This window comes from Pseudomonas sp. VE 267-6A, from assembly GCF_024126555.1.
GTDB lineage: Bacteria > Pseudomonadota > Gammaproteobacteria > Pseudomonadales > Pseudomonadaceae > Aquipseudomonas > Aquipseudomonas palmensis.
In genome coordinates, this window is the sequence record NZ_JAMYBY010000007.1 from 97,786 (window position 1) to 115,862 (window position 18,077).

General features: G+C 63.9%; 14 protein-coding genes. 4 read left to right on the forward strand and 10 right to left on the reverse strand.

The window, feature by feature from the left end:
* Window positions 1–3: 3 nt before the first annotated feature.
* From fhuF to NJH59_RS09895, 3 genes are read right to left on the reverse strand one after another with little or no spacing between them, the layout of a single operon-like run.
* Window positions 4–519 (reverse strand): siderophore-iron reductase FhuF, encoded by a 516-nt coding sequence (gene fhuF / locus NJH59_RS09885; protein ID WP_253086726.1) that lies wholly within the window; start codon window positions 517–519, stop codon window positions 4–6.
* The gene (locus tag NJH59_RS09890; protein WP_054914710.1) at window positions 506–2,137 is read right to left on the reverse strand and encodes an ATP-binding protein; all 1,632 of its coding nucleotides are present in this window, start codon (window positions 2,135–2,137) and stop codon (window positions 506–508) included. The genes fhuF and NJH59_RS09890 overlap by 14 nt, the downstream gene beginning before the upstream one ends.
* A complete protein-coding gene (locus NJH59_RS09895) occupies window positions 2,134–2,859 on the reverse strand; it encodes a response regulator transcription factor (RefSeq protein WP_054914711.1) in 726 nt (241 codons plus the stop codon). Before NJH59_RS09895 ends, NJH59_RS09890 begins: the two co-directional genes overlap by 4 nt.
* 728 nt (window positions 2,860–3,587) lie before the next feature.
* Between NJH59_RS09895 and NJH59_RS09900 the strand changes: the two genes are divergently transcribed.
* Together NJH59_RS09900 and NJH59_RS09905 are read left to right on the forward strand one after the other, a co-directional pair.
* Entirely contained in the window at window positions 3,588–6,476 is a 2,889-nt protein-coding gene (locus tag NJH59_RS09900) for a ribonucleoside-diphosphate reductase subunit alpha (RefSeq protein ID WP_043862582.1), read from the forward strand.
* A gap of 249 nt (window positions 6,477–6,725) precedes the next feature.
* Window positions 6,726–7,973, forward strand: a complete 1,248-nt coding sequence (locus tag NJH59_RS09905) for a ribonucleotide-diphosphate reductase subunit beta (protein WP_043862583.1) — start codon at window positions 6,726–6,728, stop codon at window positions 7,971–7,973.
* Between the two features lie 185 nt (window positions 7,974–8,158).
* Here NJH59_RS09905 and NJH59_RS09910 read toward each other — a convergent pair whose 3' ends face one another.
* The 6 genes from NJH59_RS09910 to NJH59_RS09935 all read right to left on the reverse strand — a co-directional run bounded on the left by NJH59_RS09910 (window position 8,159) and on the right by NJH59_RS09935 (window position 14,712).
* On the reverse strand, window positions 8,159–8,488 hold the full coding sequence (locus NJH59_RS09910) for a low molecular weight protein tyrosine phosphatase family protein (RefSeq protein WP_229590066.1): 330 nt from the start codon (window positions 8,486–8,488) through the stop codon (window positions 8,159–8,161).
* A 148-nt stretch (window positions 8,489–8,636) separates the two neighbouring features.
* Entirely contained in the window at window positions 8,637–9,200 is a 564-nt protein-coding gene (locus NJH59_RS09915) for a UPF0149 family protein (protein ID WP_116052140.1), read from the reverse strand.
* Between the two features lie 57 nt (window positions 9,201–9,257).
* On the reverse strand, window positions 9,258–10,454 hold the full coding sequence (locus NJH59_RS09920) for a hypothetical protein (protein WP_253086727.1): 1,197 nt from the start codon (window positions 10,452–10,454) through the stop codon (window positions 9,258–9,260).
* Window positions 10,455–10,463: 9 nt separating this feature from the next.
* Window positions 10,464–11,360 (reverse strand): nitrilase family protein, encoded by an 897-nt coding sequence (locus NJH59_RS09925; protein WP_253086728.1) that lies wholly within the window; start codon window positions 11,358–11,360, stop codon window positions 10,464–10,466.
* A gap of 127 nt (window positions 11,361–11,487) precedes the next feature.
* The gene (locus NJH59_RS09930; protein ID WP_253086729.1) at window positions 11,488–13,437 is read right to left on the reverse strand and encodes an FAD-dependent oxidoreductase; all 1,950 of its coding nucleotides are present in this window, start codon (window positions 13,435–13,437) and stop codon (window positions 11,488–11,490) included.
* Window positions 13,438–13,518: 81 nt separating this feature from the next.
* On the reverse strand, window positions 13,519–14,712 hold the full coding sequence (locus tag NJH59_RS09935; protein WP_253086730.1) for a hypothetical protein: 1,194 nt from the start codon (window positions 14,710–14,712) through the stop codon (window positions 13,519–13,521).
* Between the two features lie 116 nt (window positions 14,713–14,828).
* Between NJH59_RS09935 and NJH59_RS09940 the strand changes: the two genes are divergently transcribed.
* Window positions 14,829–15,731 carry a formate/nitrite transporter family protein gene (locus NJH59_RS09940; protein WP_043862589.1) on the forward strand — a complete coding sequence of 301 codons (903 nt, stop codon included), beginning with the start codon at window positions 14,829–14,831 and terminating at the stop codon, window positions 15,729–15,731.
* Here NJH59_RS09940 and NJH59_RS09945 read toward each other — a convergent pair.
* Window positions 15,728–16,795, reverse strand: coding sequence for an MBL fold metallo-hydrolase (locus NJH59_RS09945; RefSeq protein WP_253086731.1), 1,068 nt, complete (start codon window positions 16,793–16,795; stop codon window positions 15,728–15,730). The genes NJH59_RS09940 and NJH59_RS09945 overlap by 4 nt on opposite strands.
* 154 nt (window positions 16,796–16,949) lie before the next feature.
* Between NJH59_RS09945 and NJH59_RS09950 the strand changes: the two genes are divergently transcribed.
* Complete coding sequence (locus NJH59_RS09950) at window positions 16,950–18,026, forward strand: diguanylate cyclase (protein WP_043862591.1); 1,077 nt, start codon at window positions 16,950–16,952, stop codon at window positions 18,024–18,026.
* The last annotated feature ends 51 nt before the right edge of the window (window positions 18,027–18,077 follow it).

Genomic DNA, 18,077 nt, shown 5'->3' on the forward strand with positions numbered 1-18,077 from the left:
GGCTTACAGCGGGCACTGCGCGCAGCGCCCTACCCACTCGACCTTGTAGCTCAGGCAACAGGTGCGCCTGACCCGCCGCCCGTCAGGGGTGTAGCGCACCGCGCCGTACAGCGGGTTGCCGGGCGTATCCAGCAACCGCTGGACCTCGGGCCGCTCACCTGCAATCTGCTCCAGGCAGTCACCGGCATTGCCCCACAACACCGCCGCCGGCACGCTGCCCAGCACGGCCAGTTGATCGACGATGGCTGGCAGGTGCCGTTCCAGTACCGCCACCACACCGCCCACCGCCGCGGACGTCGACAGGTCGGTTGGCAGGCCGCGCCCATCCAGCGTCACCGCCAGCGCCTGAATCTGCAACGGGGCGCGCCCGACCAGGGCCGCACGCCACAGCACGGCGAAATAGTACTTGGACCATTGCGACACCAGCACCGGCCGTTGCGCCGGCATCAGCTCGGGGCCGTACAGCCCCAGCAGCAGGGCATCGAAGGCGTCGGGGCGCAACAGCTCAGCGAGCCTCAAGGCCGTCCTCCTGCGCCTGCTCCGCGTCATGCGCGCGTGGCCAGCTCAGGCTGAAGCAGGCACCACCCAGGCGCTCGCTCTTGCCGATCAGGGCGCGCCCGGCATGCCAGTAGATGATCCGCCGCACGATCGACAAGCCCAGCCCGTGCCCGCCAGAGGCGCGGGTACGGCTGTCGTCCAGGCGGGTAAAGGGCGTGAAGATGCGCGACCAGGCGCTTTGCGGCACCCCCGGCCCATCGTCCTCGACGTCGATGCGACAGCGCTGGGCGCCCAGTTGATAGCTCAGGCTGACCTGCGACTCGGCGTGGCGCATCGCATTGCTCACCAGGTTCTGCAGGGCGCGGTGCAGGTAGCGCGGCTCGGCCTCGACCCACGCCCCCTGCTCGCCGCCCTGGCACGGCCCGCGCAGCACCCGCACCTCGCGGCGCAGCGGCGCCAGTTCGGCAATCACCTGGTCGAGCAAGGCGTCCAGGTCGATACGCTGGAAGTTCAGGGCCGGCGCCCCTTGCTCAAGACGTGCGTAGGTGAGCATCTCGTCGACCAGTCGGTCGAGGTCCTGAATGTCGTTGTCCATGCCCAGCAGGTATTTCTCGCGGGCGTGCTCGCTGCTGGCGTTCTCGACCATCTCCAGGCCAAAGCGCAGGCGCGCCACCGGGGTGCGCAGCTCATGGGACACCGCCCGCACCAGTTCGCGCTGCATGTTCAGCGATTGCTGCAGGTGCCCGGCCATATGGTTGAACGCCGCGGCCAGGCGCCCCACCGAGTCGGCGTCGTCCGCTGCCACCCGCACGTCCAGGCTACCCTGGGCAATCTGCGTGGCTGCCGCCTCCAGGCCCGACAGACGCCGCTCCAGCTGGCGTACCAGCAGGTACACGATCAGGCCGATCAGGCACAGCCCCAGCGCCGCGATCACCAGCAGCATCTGCGGTGGATACGGGTTCATCTGATACAGCGGCCCGATCTCCAGCACCCAGGGCGTGGCCACCATGCCGGCGAACACGCGGATCGAGTTGCCGTCCTTGCCCAGCGCCATCACGGTGTCGCCTTCGTCGACGCGACGGCGCTGGTCGCCGTCCATGTCGGTCTGGTCGAGGCTGAGCAGGCGCAGGTCGAAGCCAAACCCCTTGCTCTGCTTGAGTTCGGCCAGGCGCTGCGGCTGCTCGCCCACCGGGTAACGCACCAGTTCGTCGGCCAGCAGGTAGATGGTGGCGCGGGCCAGTTGCTCGCTGATCTGCTGCACCTCGCCGGTCAGCAACAGGTTCTGCCCGCGCACCTGGCGCAGCACCCGCGCCGCATGGGGGCCGGTGCGCTGCACCAGCACATGCCCGCGTTGCAGGCGGGTGCGCTGGCTGCCGTCGAGGGCGGCCTGATCGATCGAGGCGAGGGCCAGCGGAATGCCCAGCAGGCGCCCCCATATCGCCAGCGCCCGGGTACGCTCCACATCGCTCATGGGGGCCAGGTTGTCGGCCATCAGGGTAAAGGTGCCGTGGGCCAGGCGCTCGCGGTACTGCTCGGCACGCACCTCGTTGAGCAGGTGCAGGCTGAGCGCGCCCAGCAACGCCACCAGCACCAGGGCGGCCAGCATGCCGCCGTAGATGCGCAGGAATATCGAGTTCATTCAACCAGGCCCAGCGCCTGGGCAGCCTCGCCCACGAACAGGTAGCCTTTGCTGCGCACCGTCTTGATCATGCGCGGGTGGTCGGGGTCGTCGCCTATCTTGGGGCGGATGCGCGAGATGCGCACATCGATGGAGCGGTCCTGGCCGTCATAGCCCACCCCGCGCAGGGAGGTAAAGATCTCTTCGCGGGACAGGATGCGCCCCGCGTTGCTCACCAGCAGCCACAGCAGGTCGAACTCGGCAGCGGTCAGCTCGATGCCGTTGTCGCCAAGCCAGGCTTCGCGCAGGGTGTTGTCCACCCGCAGCGGGCCGAACTGCAGGCTCTGGCGCTCGCCCGTGGTGGCCGGCACCTCGGTGCGGCGCAGCAAGGCGTTGATCCGCGCCAGCAACAGGCGCGGGCGCACCGGCTTGCACACGTAATCGTCGGCGCCCAGGTCCAGGCCCTGCACCTGGTCCAGGTCCTCGCTGCGCGCGGTGAGCATCAGGATGACCCCGTTGTACTGCGTGCGCACCTTGCGGCAGATGCTCAGGCCGTCCTCGCCGGGCAGCATCAGGTCGAGGATCACCAGGTCTGGCTGCTCGGCCACGATGCGCGCCGCCGCCTTCGCTCCATCGCCCTCCACCGCCACGTCGAAGCCATTGGCTTGCAGGTAGTCACGGGTCAGCTCGGCTAGACGCTCGTCATCCTCGACGATCAACACCTGACTGTTGGGCTGCTGCACGGATCACCTCGGCTGGGCTTTTTATTGTTGGAGTGAAGCCCTTCAATAAAGGGCAACATTGGCCCGCGATACTACCACTGCCGGGCGCCGGAAAAAGCCGCGCCAAAGTCGCTGGACAAGTGCGTTTTTTGTGATAGCGTTCGCGCCCTCAAAAATGCCCCTGCGACGCTTTGCCCGGGCAAAAAAAGAGTGACGAGCGGTGGAATGGCGGTGGGACGCGGCCTACAAGGCTTTGCCCATAATCACGCACAATCTACCCACACGTTATCCACAGGCCACTGCCTTGCAATACCCCCGATACCGCATTATCTTGTATCCCCAGCGCGACAAAACACTACATGTTGGGTTTTGAACAAAAATCCAAGCACAAGTGGAGCAGAGAACTCAAGCCTTCAGAGGCGCTTTTTTTGCTTGAACTTTGATTGAAATTCGCAGCCAAACCGCTCCTGCGGAAGGCGACCGGTGCAAGCCCGCGATGGGCCTTGTTTCGGGTACGGGTGTTGCAAGTGCAACCCCGTCAGCAACAGTTTTTGGGCCGTGGCCCAGAACCTTTGACTTCGGCCAGGGAGCGGCAAGCGATTGCCCCTTTTTTTCCTGATCTGTCCCGAAGTCGGTAGACCCTGCCCGGCCAGGCGCGCATGCGCCGGTGGGCAAGTTGGCGAGCTTTCGGACGGAACGGTAGGTGCCCAAAAGGCATCTGAACAAACATAGAGAACGTGGAGACACCCATGCAAACCGACACAACTCGCGAGAACCCGCAGGCGCTGGCGCCGCAGGCCGCTGATTCGAACCAGGATCTGGCTGCCACCGCCCCCGGCCAACTGCGCGTGATCAAGCGTAACGGCACTGTCGTCGCCTACACCGACGACAAGATCACCGTGGCCATCACCAAAGCGTTCCTCGCAGTTGAAGGCGGTACCGCTGCCGCCTCGTCGCGCATCCACGACACCGTCGCCCGCCTGACCGAGCAGGTCACCGCCACCTTCAAGCGTCGCATGCCTTCGGGCGGCACCATACATATCGAAGAGATCCAGGACCAGGTCGAACTGGCCCTGATGCGCGCCGGCGAGCAGAAAGTCGCCCGTGACTACGTGATCTACCGTGACCAGCGTGCCAAGGAGCGTGCCACCCGCACTCCGGCCGACGCCTCGGTACAGCCGCACCCGAGCATCCGCATCAGCCTGGCCGACGGCAGCTTCGCGCCGCTGGACATGAACCGCCTGAACACCATCATCACCGAGGCCTGCGAAGGCCTGGCCGAAGTCGATGGCGAGCTGATCCAGCGCGAAACCCTGAAGAACCTGTACGACGGCGTGGCCATCAAGGACGTCAACACCGCCCTGGTGATGACCGCCCGTACCCTGGTAGAGCGCGAGCCGAACTACTCGTTCGTCACCGCCCGCCTGCTGATGGACACCCTGCGTGCCGAAGGCCTGAGCTTCCTCGAAGTGGCCGACAGCGCCACCCACCACGAAATGGCCGAGCTGTACGCCAAGGCGCTGCCTGCCTACGTGGCCAAGGGCGTGCAGTTCGAACTGCTCAACCCTGCCCTGGCCGACTTCGACCTGGAGCGTCTGGGCAAGGCGATCAATCACGAGCGCGACCAGCAGTTCACCTACCTGGGCCTGCAGACCCTCTACGACCGCTACTTCATCCACAAGGATGGCGTGCGCTTCGAGCTGCCACAGGTGTTCTTCATGCGCGTGGCCATGGGCCTGGCGCTGGAAGAGAAAGACAAGGAAGCCCGTGCGATCGAGTTCTACAACCTGTTGTCGTCGTTCGACTACATGGCCTCGACCCCGACCCTGTTCAACGCCGGCACCCTGCGTCCGCAGCTGTCGAGCTGCTACCTGACCACCGTGCCGGACGACCTGTCGGGCATCTACCACGCGATCCACGACAACGCCATGCTGTCGAAATTCGCCGGTGGCCTGGGCAACGACTGGACCCCTGTGCGTGCACTGGGCTCCTACATCAAGGGCACCAACGGCAAGTCCCAGGGCGTCGTGCCCTTCCTCAAGGTGGTCAACGACACCGCTGTTGCGGTCAACCAGGGCGGCAAGCGCAAGGGCGCGGTCTGTGCCTACCTGGAAACCTGGCACCTGGATATCGAAGAATTCATCGAGCTGCGCAAGAACACCGGTGATGACCGTCGTCGTACCCACGACATGAACACCGCCAACTGGATCCCCGACCTGTTCATGAAGCGTGTCTTCGATGACGGCAAGTGGACCCTGTTCTCGCCAAGCGAAGTACCAGACCTGCACGACCTGACCGGCAAGGCCTTCGAAGAGCGCTACGAGTACTACGAAGCCCTGACCGAGTACAACAAGATCAAGGTGTTCAAGACCGTCCAGGCCAAAGACCTGTGGCGCAAGATGCTGTCGATGCTGTTCGAGACCGGCCACCCTTGGCTGACCTTCAAGGACCCGTGCAACCTGCGTTCGCCGCAGCAGCACGTGGGCGTGGTCCACAGCTCGAACCTGTGCACCGAGATCACCCTGAACACCAACAAGGACGAGATCGCGGTCTGCAACCTGGGCTCGATCAACCTGCCGAACCACATCGTCGACGGCAAGCTGGACACCGCCAAGCTGCAACGCACCGTGAACACTGCCGTGCGCATGCTCGACAACGTGATCGACATCAACTACTACTCCGTGCCGCAGGCGCGCAACTCGAACCTCAAGCACCGCCCTGTGGGCCTGGGCATCATGGGCTTCCAGGACGCGCTGTACCTGCAGCACATCCCGTACGGTTCGGACGCTGCGGTCGAGTTCGCCGACAAGTCGATGGAAGCGGTCAGCTACTACGCGATCCAGGCCTCCTGCGACCTGGCCGATGAGCGTGGCGCCTACGAGACGTTCCAGGGTTCGCTGTGGTCCAAGGGCATCCTGCCGCTGGACTCGCAACAGATCCTGATCGAGCAACGTGGCCAGCAGTACATCGATGTCGACCTGAACGAGAGCCTGGACTGGGCACCGGTGCGTGCCCGCGTGCAGAAAGGCATTCGCAACTCGAACATCATGGCCATCGCACCGACCGCGACCATCGCCAACATCACCGGCGTTTCGCAGTCGATCGAGCCGACCTACCAGAACCTGTACGTGAAATCGAACCTGTCGGGCGAGTTCACCGTGATCAACCCGTACCTGGTCCACGACCTGAAGGCCCGCGGCCTGTGGGACTCGGTCATGATCAACGACCTGAAGTACTACGATGGTTCGGTGCAGCAGATCGAGCGTATTCCGCAGGAGCTCAAGGACCTGTACGCCACCGCGTTCGAAGTCGAGACCAAATGGATCGTCGATGCAGCCAGCCGTCGCCAGAAGTGGATCGACCAGGCCCAGTCGCTGAACCTGTACATTGCCGGCGCTTCGGGCAAGAAGCTGGACGTGACCTACCGCATGGCCTGGTACCGTGGCCTGAAAACCACCTACTACCTCCGTGCCCTGGCCGCCACCAGCACCGAGAAGTCGACCATCAGCACCGGCAAGCTCAACGCCGTGTCCAGCGGTGGCGACAGCGCCCCGGTCCAGGCAGCAGCGCCAGCCGGCCCTGCCCCAGTGCCAAAAGCCTGCGCGATCGACGAGCCAGACTGCGAAGCCTGCCAGTAAGGCCTGAAGGCGCCGCTTGCAAGCGGTGCCTTGCGCCTACCCTGTAGGCGCTGGCCTTGCCAGCGAAGAGGTCGGCACAACCACCGGCCTCTATCGCCGAACACCCAGGTGCGGGTCACCCCGCCCTCCCCGAGGGGCTGCGCCCCCGGAAGCATTCCAAGATTTTGCGTGCACACCTTAACCGCGAGCAGCGCAACCCTAGATCCAACCGGCCATACTCTTTCATGGCCCTCAAGCAGGAGACCCATCATGCTGAGCTGGGACGAATTCGAAAACGAAGACGGCGAAGTCGCCGCCAAAGGTCAAACCGCCTCTCAGGTGGCTGAAGCGGGCATCGACAAGCTCGACAGCGCTGGCGGTGTGGCCGCGCAGGAAGCCCGTGCAGTGACCGCCGCCGACTCCGACGCGGTCAAGCGCGCCAAGGCGGCCCTGGACGATCTCGACATCGCCGAAGGCCTGGCCGAGCTGGAAGGCTCTGCTGCCCGTGTAGCGGTCGACGAGAAGCGCATGATCAACTGCCGCGCCGACCTCAACCAGCTGGTACCGTTCAAGTACGACTGGGCCTGGCAGAAGTACCTGGATGGCTGTGCCAACCACTGGATGCCGCAAGAGGTCAACATGACCGCGGACATCGCCCTGTGGAAGACCCCCGAAGGCCTGACCGACGACGAGCGTCGCATCGTCATGCGCAACCTGGGCTTCTTCTCCACCGCCGACTCGCTGGTTGCCAACAACCTGGCACTGGCCGTGTACCGCTTGATCACCAACCCCGAGTGCCGCCAGTACATCCTGCGCCAGGCGTTCGAAGAGGCGATCCACACCCACGCGTACCAGTACTGCATCGAATCGCTGGGCATGGATGAAGGCGAGATCTTCAACATGTACCACGAGATCCCTTCGGTCGCGAAAAAGGCCGCCTGGGGCCTGCGCTACACCCGTGCCATCTCGGACCCGGAGTTCGACACCGGCACCGTCGAGACCGACAAGGAGCTGCTGCGCAACCTGATCGCCTACTACTGCGTACTCGAAGGCATCTTCTTCTACTGCGGCTTCACCCAGATCCTGTCGATGGGTCGTCGCAACAAGATGACCGGCGTTGCCGAGCAGTTCCAGTACATCCTGCGTGACGAGTCGATGCACCTGAACTTCGGTATCGACGTGATCAACCAGATCAAGATCGAAAACCCGCACCTGTGGGATGCCGAGATGAAGGAAGAGGCCTCGCAGATGATCCTGCAGGGTACTCAGCTGGAAATCGAATACGCACGCGACACCATGCCACGCGGCGTGCTGGGCATGAACGCGGCGATGATGGAGGACTACCTCAAGTTCATCGCCAACCGTCGCCTGTCGCAGATCGGCCTGAAGGAAGAGTACCCAGGTACCACCAACCCGTTCCCATGGATGAGCGAAATCATGGACTTGAAGAAAGAGAAGAACTTCTTCGAGACGCGGGTTATCGAGTATCAGACTGGCGGCGCGTTGAGCTGGGATTGATTTCCCGCGCGTGGATGCTGCAAAAAGAGGCTGCCGCAAGGCGGCCTTTTTTGTGCCTGGCTTTTTTCAGAGGTTTTCGCATGCTGTTGGTCGCTGCGCCTGCTGGCGTCAGTCAGCCAGGGTCACGCTGGAACCCGGTAGGAGCCAGCCTTGCTGGCGAAGAGGCCAGCAGACCTTGCGCACTACTACAGTTGATCCGGCAAAAACTGCGGCACCCTGGCCTTCAACAGTTCAACCAACTCCGGCGCCATGAACCCATAGTCGTCCGGGATGCCCAGGCAAACGATGCGCTTGTCGCCCAGCACCGAGCGGAATCGCGCCGACAGTTTCTTGCGGTGCGCCTGTTCCATCACGATCACCAGGTCTGCCCACGCCAGCAACTCGTTGCCCACCGGCACGTCCGCATCATTGCCCACACCGGCAGAGGCCGTCTCCACCCCCGGCCAGTCGGCAAACACCTGTTCAGCCGTGGGGCTGCGCAAGCGGTTCTGAGTACACACGAACAGTACATGCAGTGTCATTGATTACCTGGAATTACAACAAGATTAGGGTTGGCAGACAGCCCATCGCGGGGCAAGCCCGCTCCCACAGGAGGGCGCAAACACTTTGTGGGAGCGGGCTTGACCCGCGATGGCGTCGGCAAATCAGAGGGTCGCGCGATGGCTACCCGCGTTGCGAATCGAAAAACCGATACAACGCCCGCAAACCGATCACGACGGCCTCGACCGAAGCCGCATGCTCCTGCGGCTGCAACGCCTCGACTTTTTCGATGTTCTCGTCCAGCCCATGCAGCGCAATCGCCTCCAGGTGCCGCACCTGCACCGGCGGCAGCGCCGGCCAGCGCGCTACCTGCACACCCCGCAAATAGCCGAAGCACCACTCCTCCACCACCACCTGCGGATCAGGCTCGGACTCGTCTTCGAGAAACAACGGTTCGAAGGCATCACACGCCTCACTGAGCTCGCCCGCCACGTTGTTCATGTAGCGCATCAACAACGCCGAAAACGCCTCGGCCTCGGCCGGCTTCTTGAACCGCGGCGCTCTGCCGCCGGTCACTTCGGGCAGCCATTCGTTGGGCGTCAACAACACGGGCGAACTGGCCAGCGCCACCAGAAAGCCATCCAGCTCCGAGAGCGTGAGGATGGCTTCATCGTTACCGTACTTGAGCAGAAAACCATCAAGACGGGTCATTTCCTTATCGTTCAAAGGCTGTACAAAAGCTGTCATGGCATAGCCTCAAGGCGGGATCCTGCCGTAACACTACATCACCCCGCCCTTCAGCGCTTACCCGGCGCCCGTCAGCCACCCCACAAATGGCAGGATCATCAGCGTGCAGGCAGCCATCGACAGCACGTTGCCAATGTACCCATGCAGATGGCTGGGCAGGCGCTGGCTGATTGCGACCGCCAATGGCGGGGCCATCACCGCGCCCAGGCCGGCGCTGAGCACCACTACCTCCCACGTGCCACCCAATGTCAGCACCGCCGCCGGCACCACGGACACGATCGGGATATAGGTCGGGTACCACCCCCTCTGCATCCATTGCCTGCGCCACAACAGCACGCCGATCAGCGACGCCAGCGCCTGCCCGCCCACCATCTCCAGCACCAGCTGGGAGCCGTAGGCCGGCCCGGCCGGCGACAGCAGGTAGGCCGCCAGCACGCCGAGCAACAAGCCCAGGCTGGCCAGCTCATTGCCGAAGAACGGCGCCTCGCTGAAGTCGGCCAGCACCCGTCGCAGCGTCCAGCCAACGCCGTGGTGCGGTGTCGCTCTCTCGACGACCGGTGCCGGTGGCGGCGCATCGACAGGCGGCGTCGAGCGCACCAGGCCTGCAAACCGCTGGCACAGCATGAACGCCAGCACACTCGCCACGGCCATGCCGCCAACATTGCCGATCACCACCGGCAAGCCCAGTGGGTAGCACAGGTAATTGACCAGCAGCAGGCTCGCTGGCGTCACCAGCAGTGCCCCCAGCAACGCGCCATTGATCGCGACCTTCCAGCCGCCGCCGAACAGCAGCACCATCGCCGCCGGCAGCGAGACGAACGCGACGAAGGTGGGTTGCCAGGTGCTGGCGCTGAGCGTCCAGCCCCACAGCACATGGCTGAACACCAGCCCCAGCAGCGAACTGGTCACCAGCCAGGGCCACAACCCGGTGCCATAGCAGATCGCAAAGCCCTGCCATGCCCGGCCCGTGCGGTGCGCCCAATGGGCCAGCGCGGCGCCCAGCAGCAACCCGATCGCCGGCAGCTCATGCTTGTAGAACGCTACCTCGCTGATATCGCCGACGATCCAGCGCAACCGCGCCAGCGGCTCGTGCAGGTTGGCGACCATGTGCGCGTAATCGGGCCATACCCCGACCCAGGATGCCGCACGCCCGCTGATGACCTCGATGAACACCCCGGTGCCCAGCGACACACACACGCACATCAGCAGCAAAGGCAGAAAGCTCGCCTCTACCTTGTCGATTGACTTGTCCATGGCGACTCCTCAGCGCGGCAGCGCTGGATGCTGGTCATAACCCAGCATCGCGCCATAGCAATCGGTGCGACGGTCCCGTGGCAGGTCATTCAGGCTGTTCCAGACCGGCGCGCTGCGTGCAGTGCTGAGGTCGACATCGGCATACAGGATGCACTCGTCCTCGGCGCCCCCCACCTTGCCCAACGGCCAGCCATTGGTGCCCGCGATCAGCGAACACCCCAGAAAACGCCCGCCACGCTCGCTGCCGATGCGGTTGGCGGCGGCAATGTAGACATTGTTGACGTGGGCCGCGGTGATGGTGAGGTACGAGGCCATGCACCTGCCGCTGGCATCGAACAGCGGGGGCGGTGTCCACACCCAGTTGTTCAGGCTGCAGATGATGTCTGCACCCTGCAACGCAAGCAGGCGTGGCACCTCGGGAAACCATACGTCCCAGCAGATCATCAGGCCGATCCGGCCGATCGGGGTTTCAAACACCGGAAAGCCCAGATCACCGGGGCTGAACCAGAGCTTTTCCTGGTTCCACAGGTGTGCCTTGCGGTAATGCCCCAGCACCCCGTCGGGGCCGAACAGCACCGCGCTGTCATACAGCTTGAGGCCATCGCGCTCGGCAAATCCTGCCACCAGGTATACCTGATGCTCCCGGGCGAAGGCGCGCCAGGTCTTGATGCTGGGACCTTCATCGAGGGTTTCGGCATGCGCATAGGCTTCTGCTCGGGTCTCGAAGGTGTAGCCGGTGTTGGCAAGCTCGGGCAGCACGATCAGGTTGGCGCCGTCATGCACCGCCTCTTCGGCGAGCTGCAGACCTTTGCACAAGTTGTTGTCGCACTGGTCCAGCCCGACCTGCGGGTCGAACTGGATCACGGCAATACGCACGGGGCTGACCGGGACAGAGGGTGCAGGCATGGAAGTGTCCTTTTTGTTGTTCGAGTTGTCGTTTGGAGGCTTTCCAGTGGACAAAACAACCCTCAAGAGGGACAAGTCGGCCCCTTCCGACAATGCTGCAAGGCCGCTCTGCGCCTGTAGGAAAGGCCTACCGGGACGCCTGGGGCTGAATGCGATAGTGCGGATAGACCGCCATGCTGAAACCGCCGTTGAACAGCGCCCCGGTGTCGTTGCACAGGTTGATCACGGCATCGATCGCGGTACGCAGGCAGGGCTCGGTCCAGCCTGCATCCACCGAGAACGACTCGCCTGCCAGGTACAACCCGCTGTGACGGGCATGCTCACGGCTGTATCGCATCAGGCTCAGCGCATCGTAGTAGGTGCCGGCCCGGTAGAGCCTGGCGCAGCCCAGGGCATTGCGGTCGGTGACCCAACGCTGCACCCGCGCATTGCGGGTATCGACATACGGCGATAGCGGTGCCTGCACATTGCTGCACCGCAACAGGATCCGGTCCAGCTCCTGCACGCACTTTTCCACCAGTTGCTCATCGCTGAACGCGGCCAGCTTGGTCGCGTCGTCCTCCCAGGTGTAGCTGAGCAGGATGCAGTCGCTGGCATAGCGGTCGTTGTAGCGATAGGCATAAACATCGTGGATAAAGCTGTCAGTAACGAGAATTTGCGGGATGGCCTGATTACGTTGCAAAAAACTTTTCTGCAATGGCGCATACACCTTGCAGCTGGTTTCCCAGTGCGCCGTCTTGTATGCATCGATGATCTGCTGAGGCAGCATTGCCGCAGTGAAGCCTTCAAGACGCACCGATGTCTCGATCAGCCAGGAAGGCAAGGTGACGATCACTGCGTCGAAGTCTTCGCTCTGCAACGTGCTCGACTGCAGGTCGCTGGCATGCCACTGGTACTGCACGCGAATCTGCTGGTTCGCCAGCTTGCGCAGGCCAGTAACCGGGCTGTCGGTAAGCAGCCCGTTGGGCAGGGCACTGAGGTGCTGGTAGGGAGATGCACCGGTTGGCGCCACCGGCATGAACAACAGGCATTCATCCAGAGCGGCCAGCCCCAGGTAGGTAGGTGACGCGAACGGCAGACCTCTGCTGTCGTATACAGGCTGATTGGCAACCAGCGGCGCGTCCAGCGGGTCACCCTGCTCGTCCACGCGGCCATGCACCAGTTGCAGGTGGCTGCTGAAGCCGAAGATCGCCGTTCGCAGCGGATACAGGCTGCAGACATCATAGAAAGCCCCCCAACTGCCGTCGCCGATACCGATGGCATAGAACAACGCGGACTCTGCCGCGCTCATGCCCAGGCCGCCGAAGTCGCCGGGCGTTTCGGGGTTCCACACATCAATTGCCGGCAACCTGACCAGGTCCCGAAACGACATTGCCTGATAGCGTTCAACAATGGCGGCCCACAGGTCTTCCCACTGCTCGCCGCCATAGGCTTGCGCCACGGTTTCGGTCATCCGGTCGGCAAACACCCGCCACTTTTCATGTACCTGTTGCAAGGTGGCCGTAGGTGGCGGTGTCCGGCCGTCAGCGTTGTCCCAGATCAACAGCGTCGGCTCGCCCTCGCCGTCCAGCAGGCCTTCACGCAGGTAGATGCCTGTCGAGCGTACGGCAGGCGTACCCGGGTTGGGAAAGTCGGACAAGCGCAGATCGAACTGACTGGCGTAGTACGCCATCAACGAGCGCCCCTCTTTCGGCGCTTCGCCACTGCGATTGAACAACGGCATGCGCATGGCGCCCATTTCGAACGGCGTCGAAGGCTCCCTGTCGCCTGGGCCAGGGTCGACGATGGTCATGTGCCGACCGCCGATCCGTTGCGACTTTTCGATCAGGGTGATGTGCTGGAAGCCGCAACGCAGCAGCTCGCGGGCGGCAGTCAAACCGGTAACGCCGGCACCGATGATGCAAATGCGGTGCTCGGCGCGACGGGCTTGGGCGATACCACCGACCTGCTCGAGCAACCTGCGGTAGTCGAAACACAGATCGGGCGGGTTGGGGAACCGCGCCGACCAGCCTTCGGCATTACCCGCCAAGGGGGTCGCAACATCAGCGGGATGGTTGTAGGTGGAACCGATAGTCATGGGCTGCTCTCTGCTTGAAGTGGCGGAGCAGAGAGCTTGAAGTCGCTGCCGGCTGCAGCGGTGCTACATAGTTGAACGCCCTCACTCCGGCAGTTCGAGCGCCACCCCACCTGCATGCTGCCTCACGATCCGATACGGCAGCACCGCCCAGCCCACCCCACGACAATGGCGCTGCACGCTGTCGAACACCGGGTCGAACTGGATGCCTTCGGGGGTAAAGCGCCATGTGGGCATCTGCCACACCTGCGCCTGTGCGTAATCGCAGCCGTCCTCGCCCACCTCGCCCAACATGTGCTGCGGATAAAGCTGCTTGAGCTGCTCCAGCAACCACGGCGCAAAGGTGCGCGAGCGGTAGTCCACATAGGCACCGAAACTCACGGTGGCGAACTGCTCGGGGTTGGGGCCAGGCTGGTACTCGTAGTGAAACGGCTTGCCCTCGCCCACCCACAGCACATCGTCCAGGGTCAGCTCCTTGCCCGACTCCACCGCCAGGTTGAGCGGCGCATCGGTGGGCAGCATCGGCGTGCCGTCGCAGCTGTAGTCCTGCACGATGCTGACACTGAGCAGCGCATTGCTCATGAACCGCGGCGTCACCGTCTGCCGGTAGTACCCGCCAGGGCGCCCCAGCAGCATGCACTGGTGGTAGGCCACCACATCACTGGACAGGCGCGCGCGCAGCAACTGGTTGAGGCGTGTGAGCTGCTGCGCAGGGTAACCGTCCTCGATCACGAACAGGCTTATCCCCGAGGACGGCTCGCTCAGCCAGCGCAGCGGGTAGCCTTGAAAGTGTTCAAGCTCGCCCGGCTTCAACGGCAGTTGCATCAGCCTCAGGTATTCATAGGGTGAGTCGGTGTACTGGCGGGCCAGGAACGGATCGGCACCCGACGGTACCTGCGGCAGTCGTGCCGGCAGCAGCGTGATCGGCAGGCGTTTGCCCTGGGCGCTTTGCCACTCACCTTGCAGGCCGCCCTGGGCAGCCGGCCACAGCGCGAGTGTTGGCAGCGAGTCGATGCCTGCCTCCGGAGCCGGCTCATGCCCCTCCACCAGTTGAATCCGCGTGCCCTGGATGCTGCCGGTGAGCTGCAGGTCGTGGTGATGCTTCACGTAGAAGTAACGCCCGCTGACATCCTCGGCCACGGCGCGGTCGAGCTCCAGCACGATCGACTGGGTACCCAGGGTACCGGTGAACACGTCGCTGCCCAAGCCCGCCTGGGCGGGCATGGCTGCGGTCAAGGCCTGCGCGGCCAGCAGTGCGACGCAACATCCATGTTTCATGGGAAAAACGTCCGCTATTCAAGAGGGGTGAATTATGCCGACAAAGCCTGCGGCACTAGGCAACTAATTGAACGGCGGCGGATCTTTACTCAGAGCCCACCACGGAAGCCTCCCCCATGAACGAGCAGAAAAGCGGCAAGACCCCGGGCCTGTCAGCGGACGAAGAGCAGGAGGTCAGCCACAACCAGCCGCCACGTGCCGCTGTGCTCCACGAGATCATCCGCGCCCAGGGCGACAAGGAACTGCAGCGCACCATCGCGGCGCTGTGGTGGTCGGCACTGGCGGCCGGCTTGAGCATGGGCCTGTCGCTGATGGCGATGGGGCTGTTCTATTCCCGCCTGCCCGAGGGCGACAGCAGCCAGGTGATCGCCAGCCTGGGCTATTCGGCGGGCTTTCTGGCGGTGATTCTCGCGCGCCAGCAACTGTTTACCGAAAATACCCTGACCGCCGTGCTGCCGGTGATGACCAAACCCACGTTCAACAATGTGGGGCGCCTGTTGCGCCTGTGGGGCGTGGTGCTGTTCGGCAACCTGGTGGGCACCGTGCTGGTGTCATACGTGATGCTGCACCTGCCGATCTTCGACACCAAGACCGATCTCGCCTTTCTTGAAGTGGGGCGCAAGGTCATGGAAAACGAGGTGGGCCAGATGTTTGCCAAGGGCATCATCTCGGGCTGGATGATCGCGACCATGGTGTGGATGATCCCGTCGATGGAGAACGCCAAGATCTGGATCATCCTGCTGATCACCTATCTCATGGCGCTGGGTGACTTCACCCATATCGTGGTTGGCTCGGTCGAGGTGTCGTACCTGGTGTGGGCCGGGGAAGTGAGCTGGCAGCAGTTCTGGCTGCACTTTGCCGCGCCGACCCTGGCGGGCAACATCGTGGGCGGCAGCTTCATCTTCGCGCTGATCAGCCATGCGCAGATTCGCAGCGACGCCGGCCTGCCCGATGAAACCCTGAGCAAAGGCCGCGAGCGCCCCTTGCCCGGCCGGCGCGACCCTAGCGACGCACCTTAACGCTGCCCGGTGGCCAACACGGCCGCCTGGGCCTGCTGTTGCTCCAGTGGAAGCCACCACGCGGTACCCCGCTGCGGTTGCACCAGGCTGACCCGCTCCCCCATCTGCGGGGTGCTCAGCGGTACCCGTGCGTTGGCCGCCAGGGCCATGATGCGGTCGAAGGGTTCATGCCAGGCGTGGGTGGACAGGTCGAAGGTGCCGTTGTGGATCGGCAGCAACCAGCGCCCGCGCAGGTCCAGGTGCGCCTGCAGGCTCTGCTCGGGCTGCATGTGCACATTGGGCCAGTTGACGTTGTAGGCGCCGGTTTCCATCAGTGTCACGTCGAATGGCCCGTAGCGTTCGCCGATCTGCCTGAAGCCCTCGAAGTAGCCGGTATCGCCGCTGAAGAACAGACGCAGGTCCTCATCGAGCACCACCCATGACGCCCACAGGGTGCGGTTGCTGTCGAACAGCCCGCGCCCGGAGAAGTGCTGCGCCGGGGTGGCGACGAACTGGATGCCCGCAACCTCCGTGGCCTGCCACCAGTCGAGCTGGCGCACCTTGGCCGCAGGCACGCCCCACCCGACCAGGGTGTCGCCCACCCCAAGCGGGGCAAGGAACACCTCGGTGCGCTCGGCAAGGGCCAGCACCGCCCGTTCATCCAGATGGTCGTAATGGTCGTGGGACAGTATCACCGCCGTGATCGGCGGCAGTTGCTCCAGCGCCAGCGGCGGCTGGTGAAAGCGCTGCGGGCCGGCCCACTGCACCGGTGAGGCGCGCTCGGCGAACACCGGGTCGGTGATGAAGAAACGATCGCGCAGCTTGAGCAGCACCGTGGAATGGCCCAGGCGCCACAGGCTGCGGTCCGGCGCGGCCAGCACCTGGGCCTGGCTCAGGGGGTGCACCGGTATCGGCAGGGTTGGCCGGGTGTCGGCAGGCTTGCTCAGAAACAGGAACTTGAAACCGATGCGCAGTTTTTTCAGCACCCCGTCGCGGGGCAACTGGGCCTGGTTGCGGTACCGCCCGTCCTGCTGCAGCGAAGGCTGCACGGGGGTTTCGGTGGCTTGTGCTGCAAGGGAAGCCATGAATGCAAATACTCCGACTAACCGTTTCAGGTGCATGCCCATTGCCCGTACCAACTGTGAAATGGCCTGCAAGGCCATTCTTGAACAGCCCGGCTTTGTTCAACAATATTCACGCAAATTATGCGATGAACGGCGTCAGGCAGATCGGCAAATCATGACTCAAATCAGCAACGGCAAGGGATTATCATTTGTCAGAAGAATTTACCTGCCGCGTATCATCGGCTCGGGTATCGGCCTGTTCAGCGTGCTCTCCGGCGTGCTGCCCCTGCAGCTGCCGTACTGGGTCGTAGCGCTGCTGGTGTTCAACGGGCTGGGCTGGCCGCACCTGGCCTACCAGCTCGGCCTGCGCTCGCAAGCCCCCTATCGCGCCGAACAGCGCAACCTGATGGTCGACTCGCTGATGGGCGGCTTCTGGGCCGGCACCGTGCAGTTCAACCCGCTGATCAGCGTCACCATCCTGGCCATGATGGGCATGAACAACGTCGCCGCCGGTGGTCAGCGCCTGTTTGTGCAAGGGCTGCTGGCCATGGGGCTGGGCATGGTGGCGGCGGTGGCGCTGTTCGGGCCGAGCCTGCAACTGGACGTCAGCACCGTGCAAGTGTACGCCTGCCTGCCGATGCTGACCCTCTATCCGCTGGCGCTGGGCTGGGTGTGCTACCGCCTGGCGATCAAGCTGGCCGAGCACAAGCGCAGCCTCAGTGCGCTGAGCCGCACCGACAGCCTCACCGGCCTGTTCAACCACGGCTCATGGAAAGACCTGCTGCAACTGCGCTTTCAGCTGTGCCAGCAGGCCCCGGCCCAGGCCGTGATCGCGATCATCGACATCGACCACTTCAAGACCATCAACGATGTGTATGGCCATGTGGTGGGTGACTGCGTGCTGCGCCAGCTGAGCGTCGAGCTCAAGCGCAACCTGCGCGAGGACGACGTGCCGGGGCGCTACGGCGGGGATGAATTCGGCGTGATCCTGCCCGGGTGCAGCCTGGAGCATGCCAGCCAGGTCATGGAGCGCCTGCGCCAGCGGGTCAACGAGTACCGCAACGAGCAGCTCCCGCAATTGCGCATCAGCCTGAGCATCGGCCTGGCCAGCTTCCAGCCAGGCTTCGCAGACTCCATGGTGTGGCTGAACGAGGCGGACAAGGCGCTGTATGCGGCCAAGCAGAGTGGCCGCAACAAGGTCAATGTGGCCCGCGGCGAGGTGGTGCCGCTACGCCTGGCCTACCCGGACTGAAATGCAGGCACCACGTTCCGGCGCCTTCGCCGGCATGGCCGGCTCCTGCAG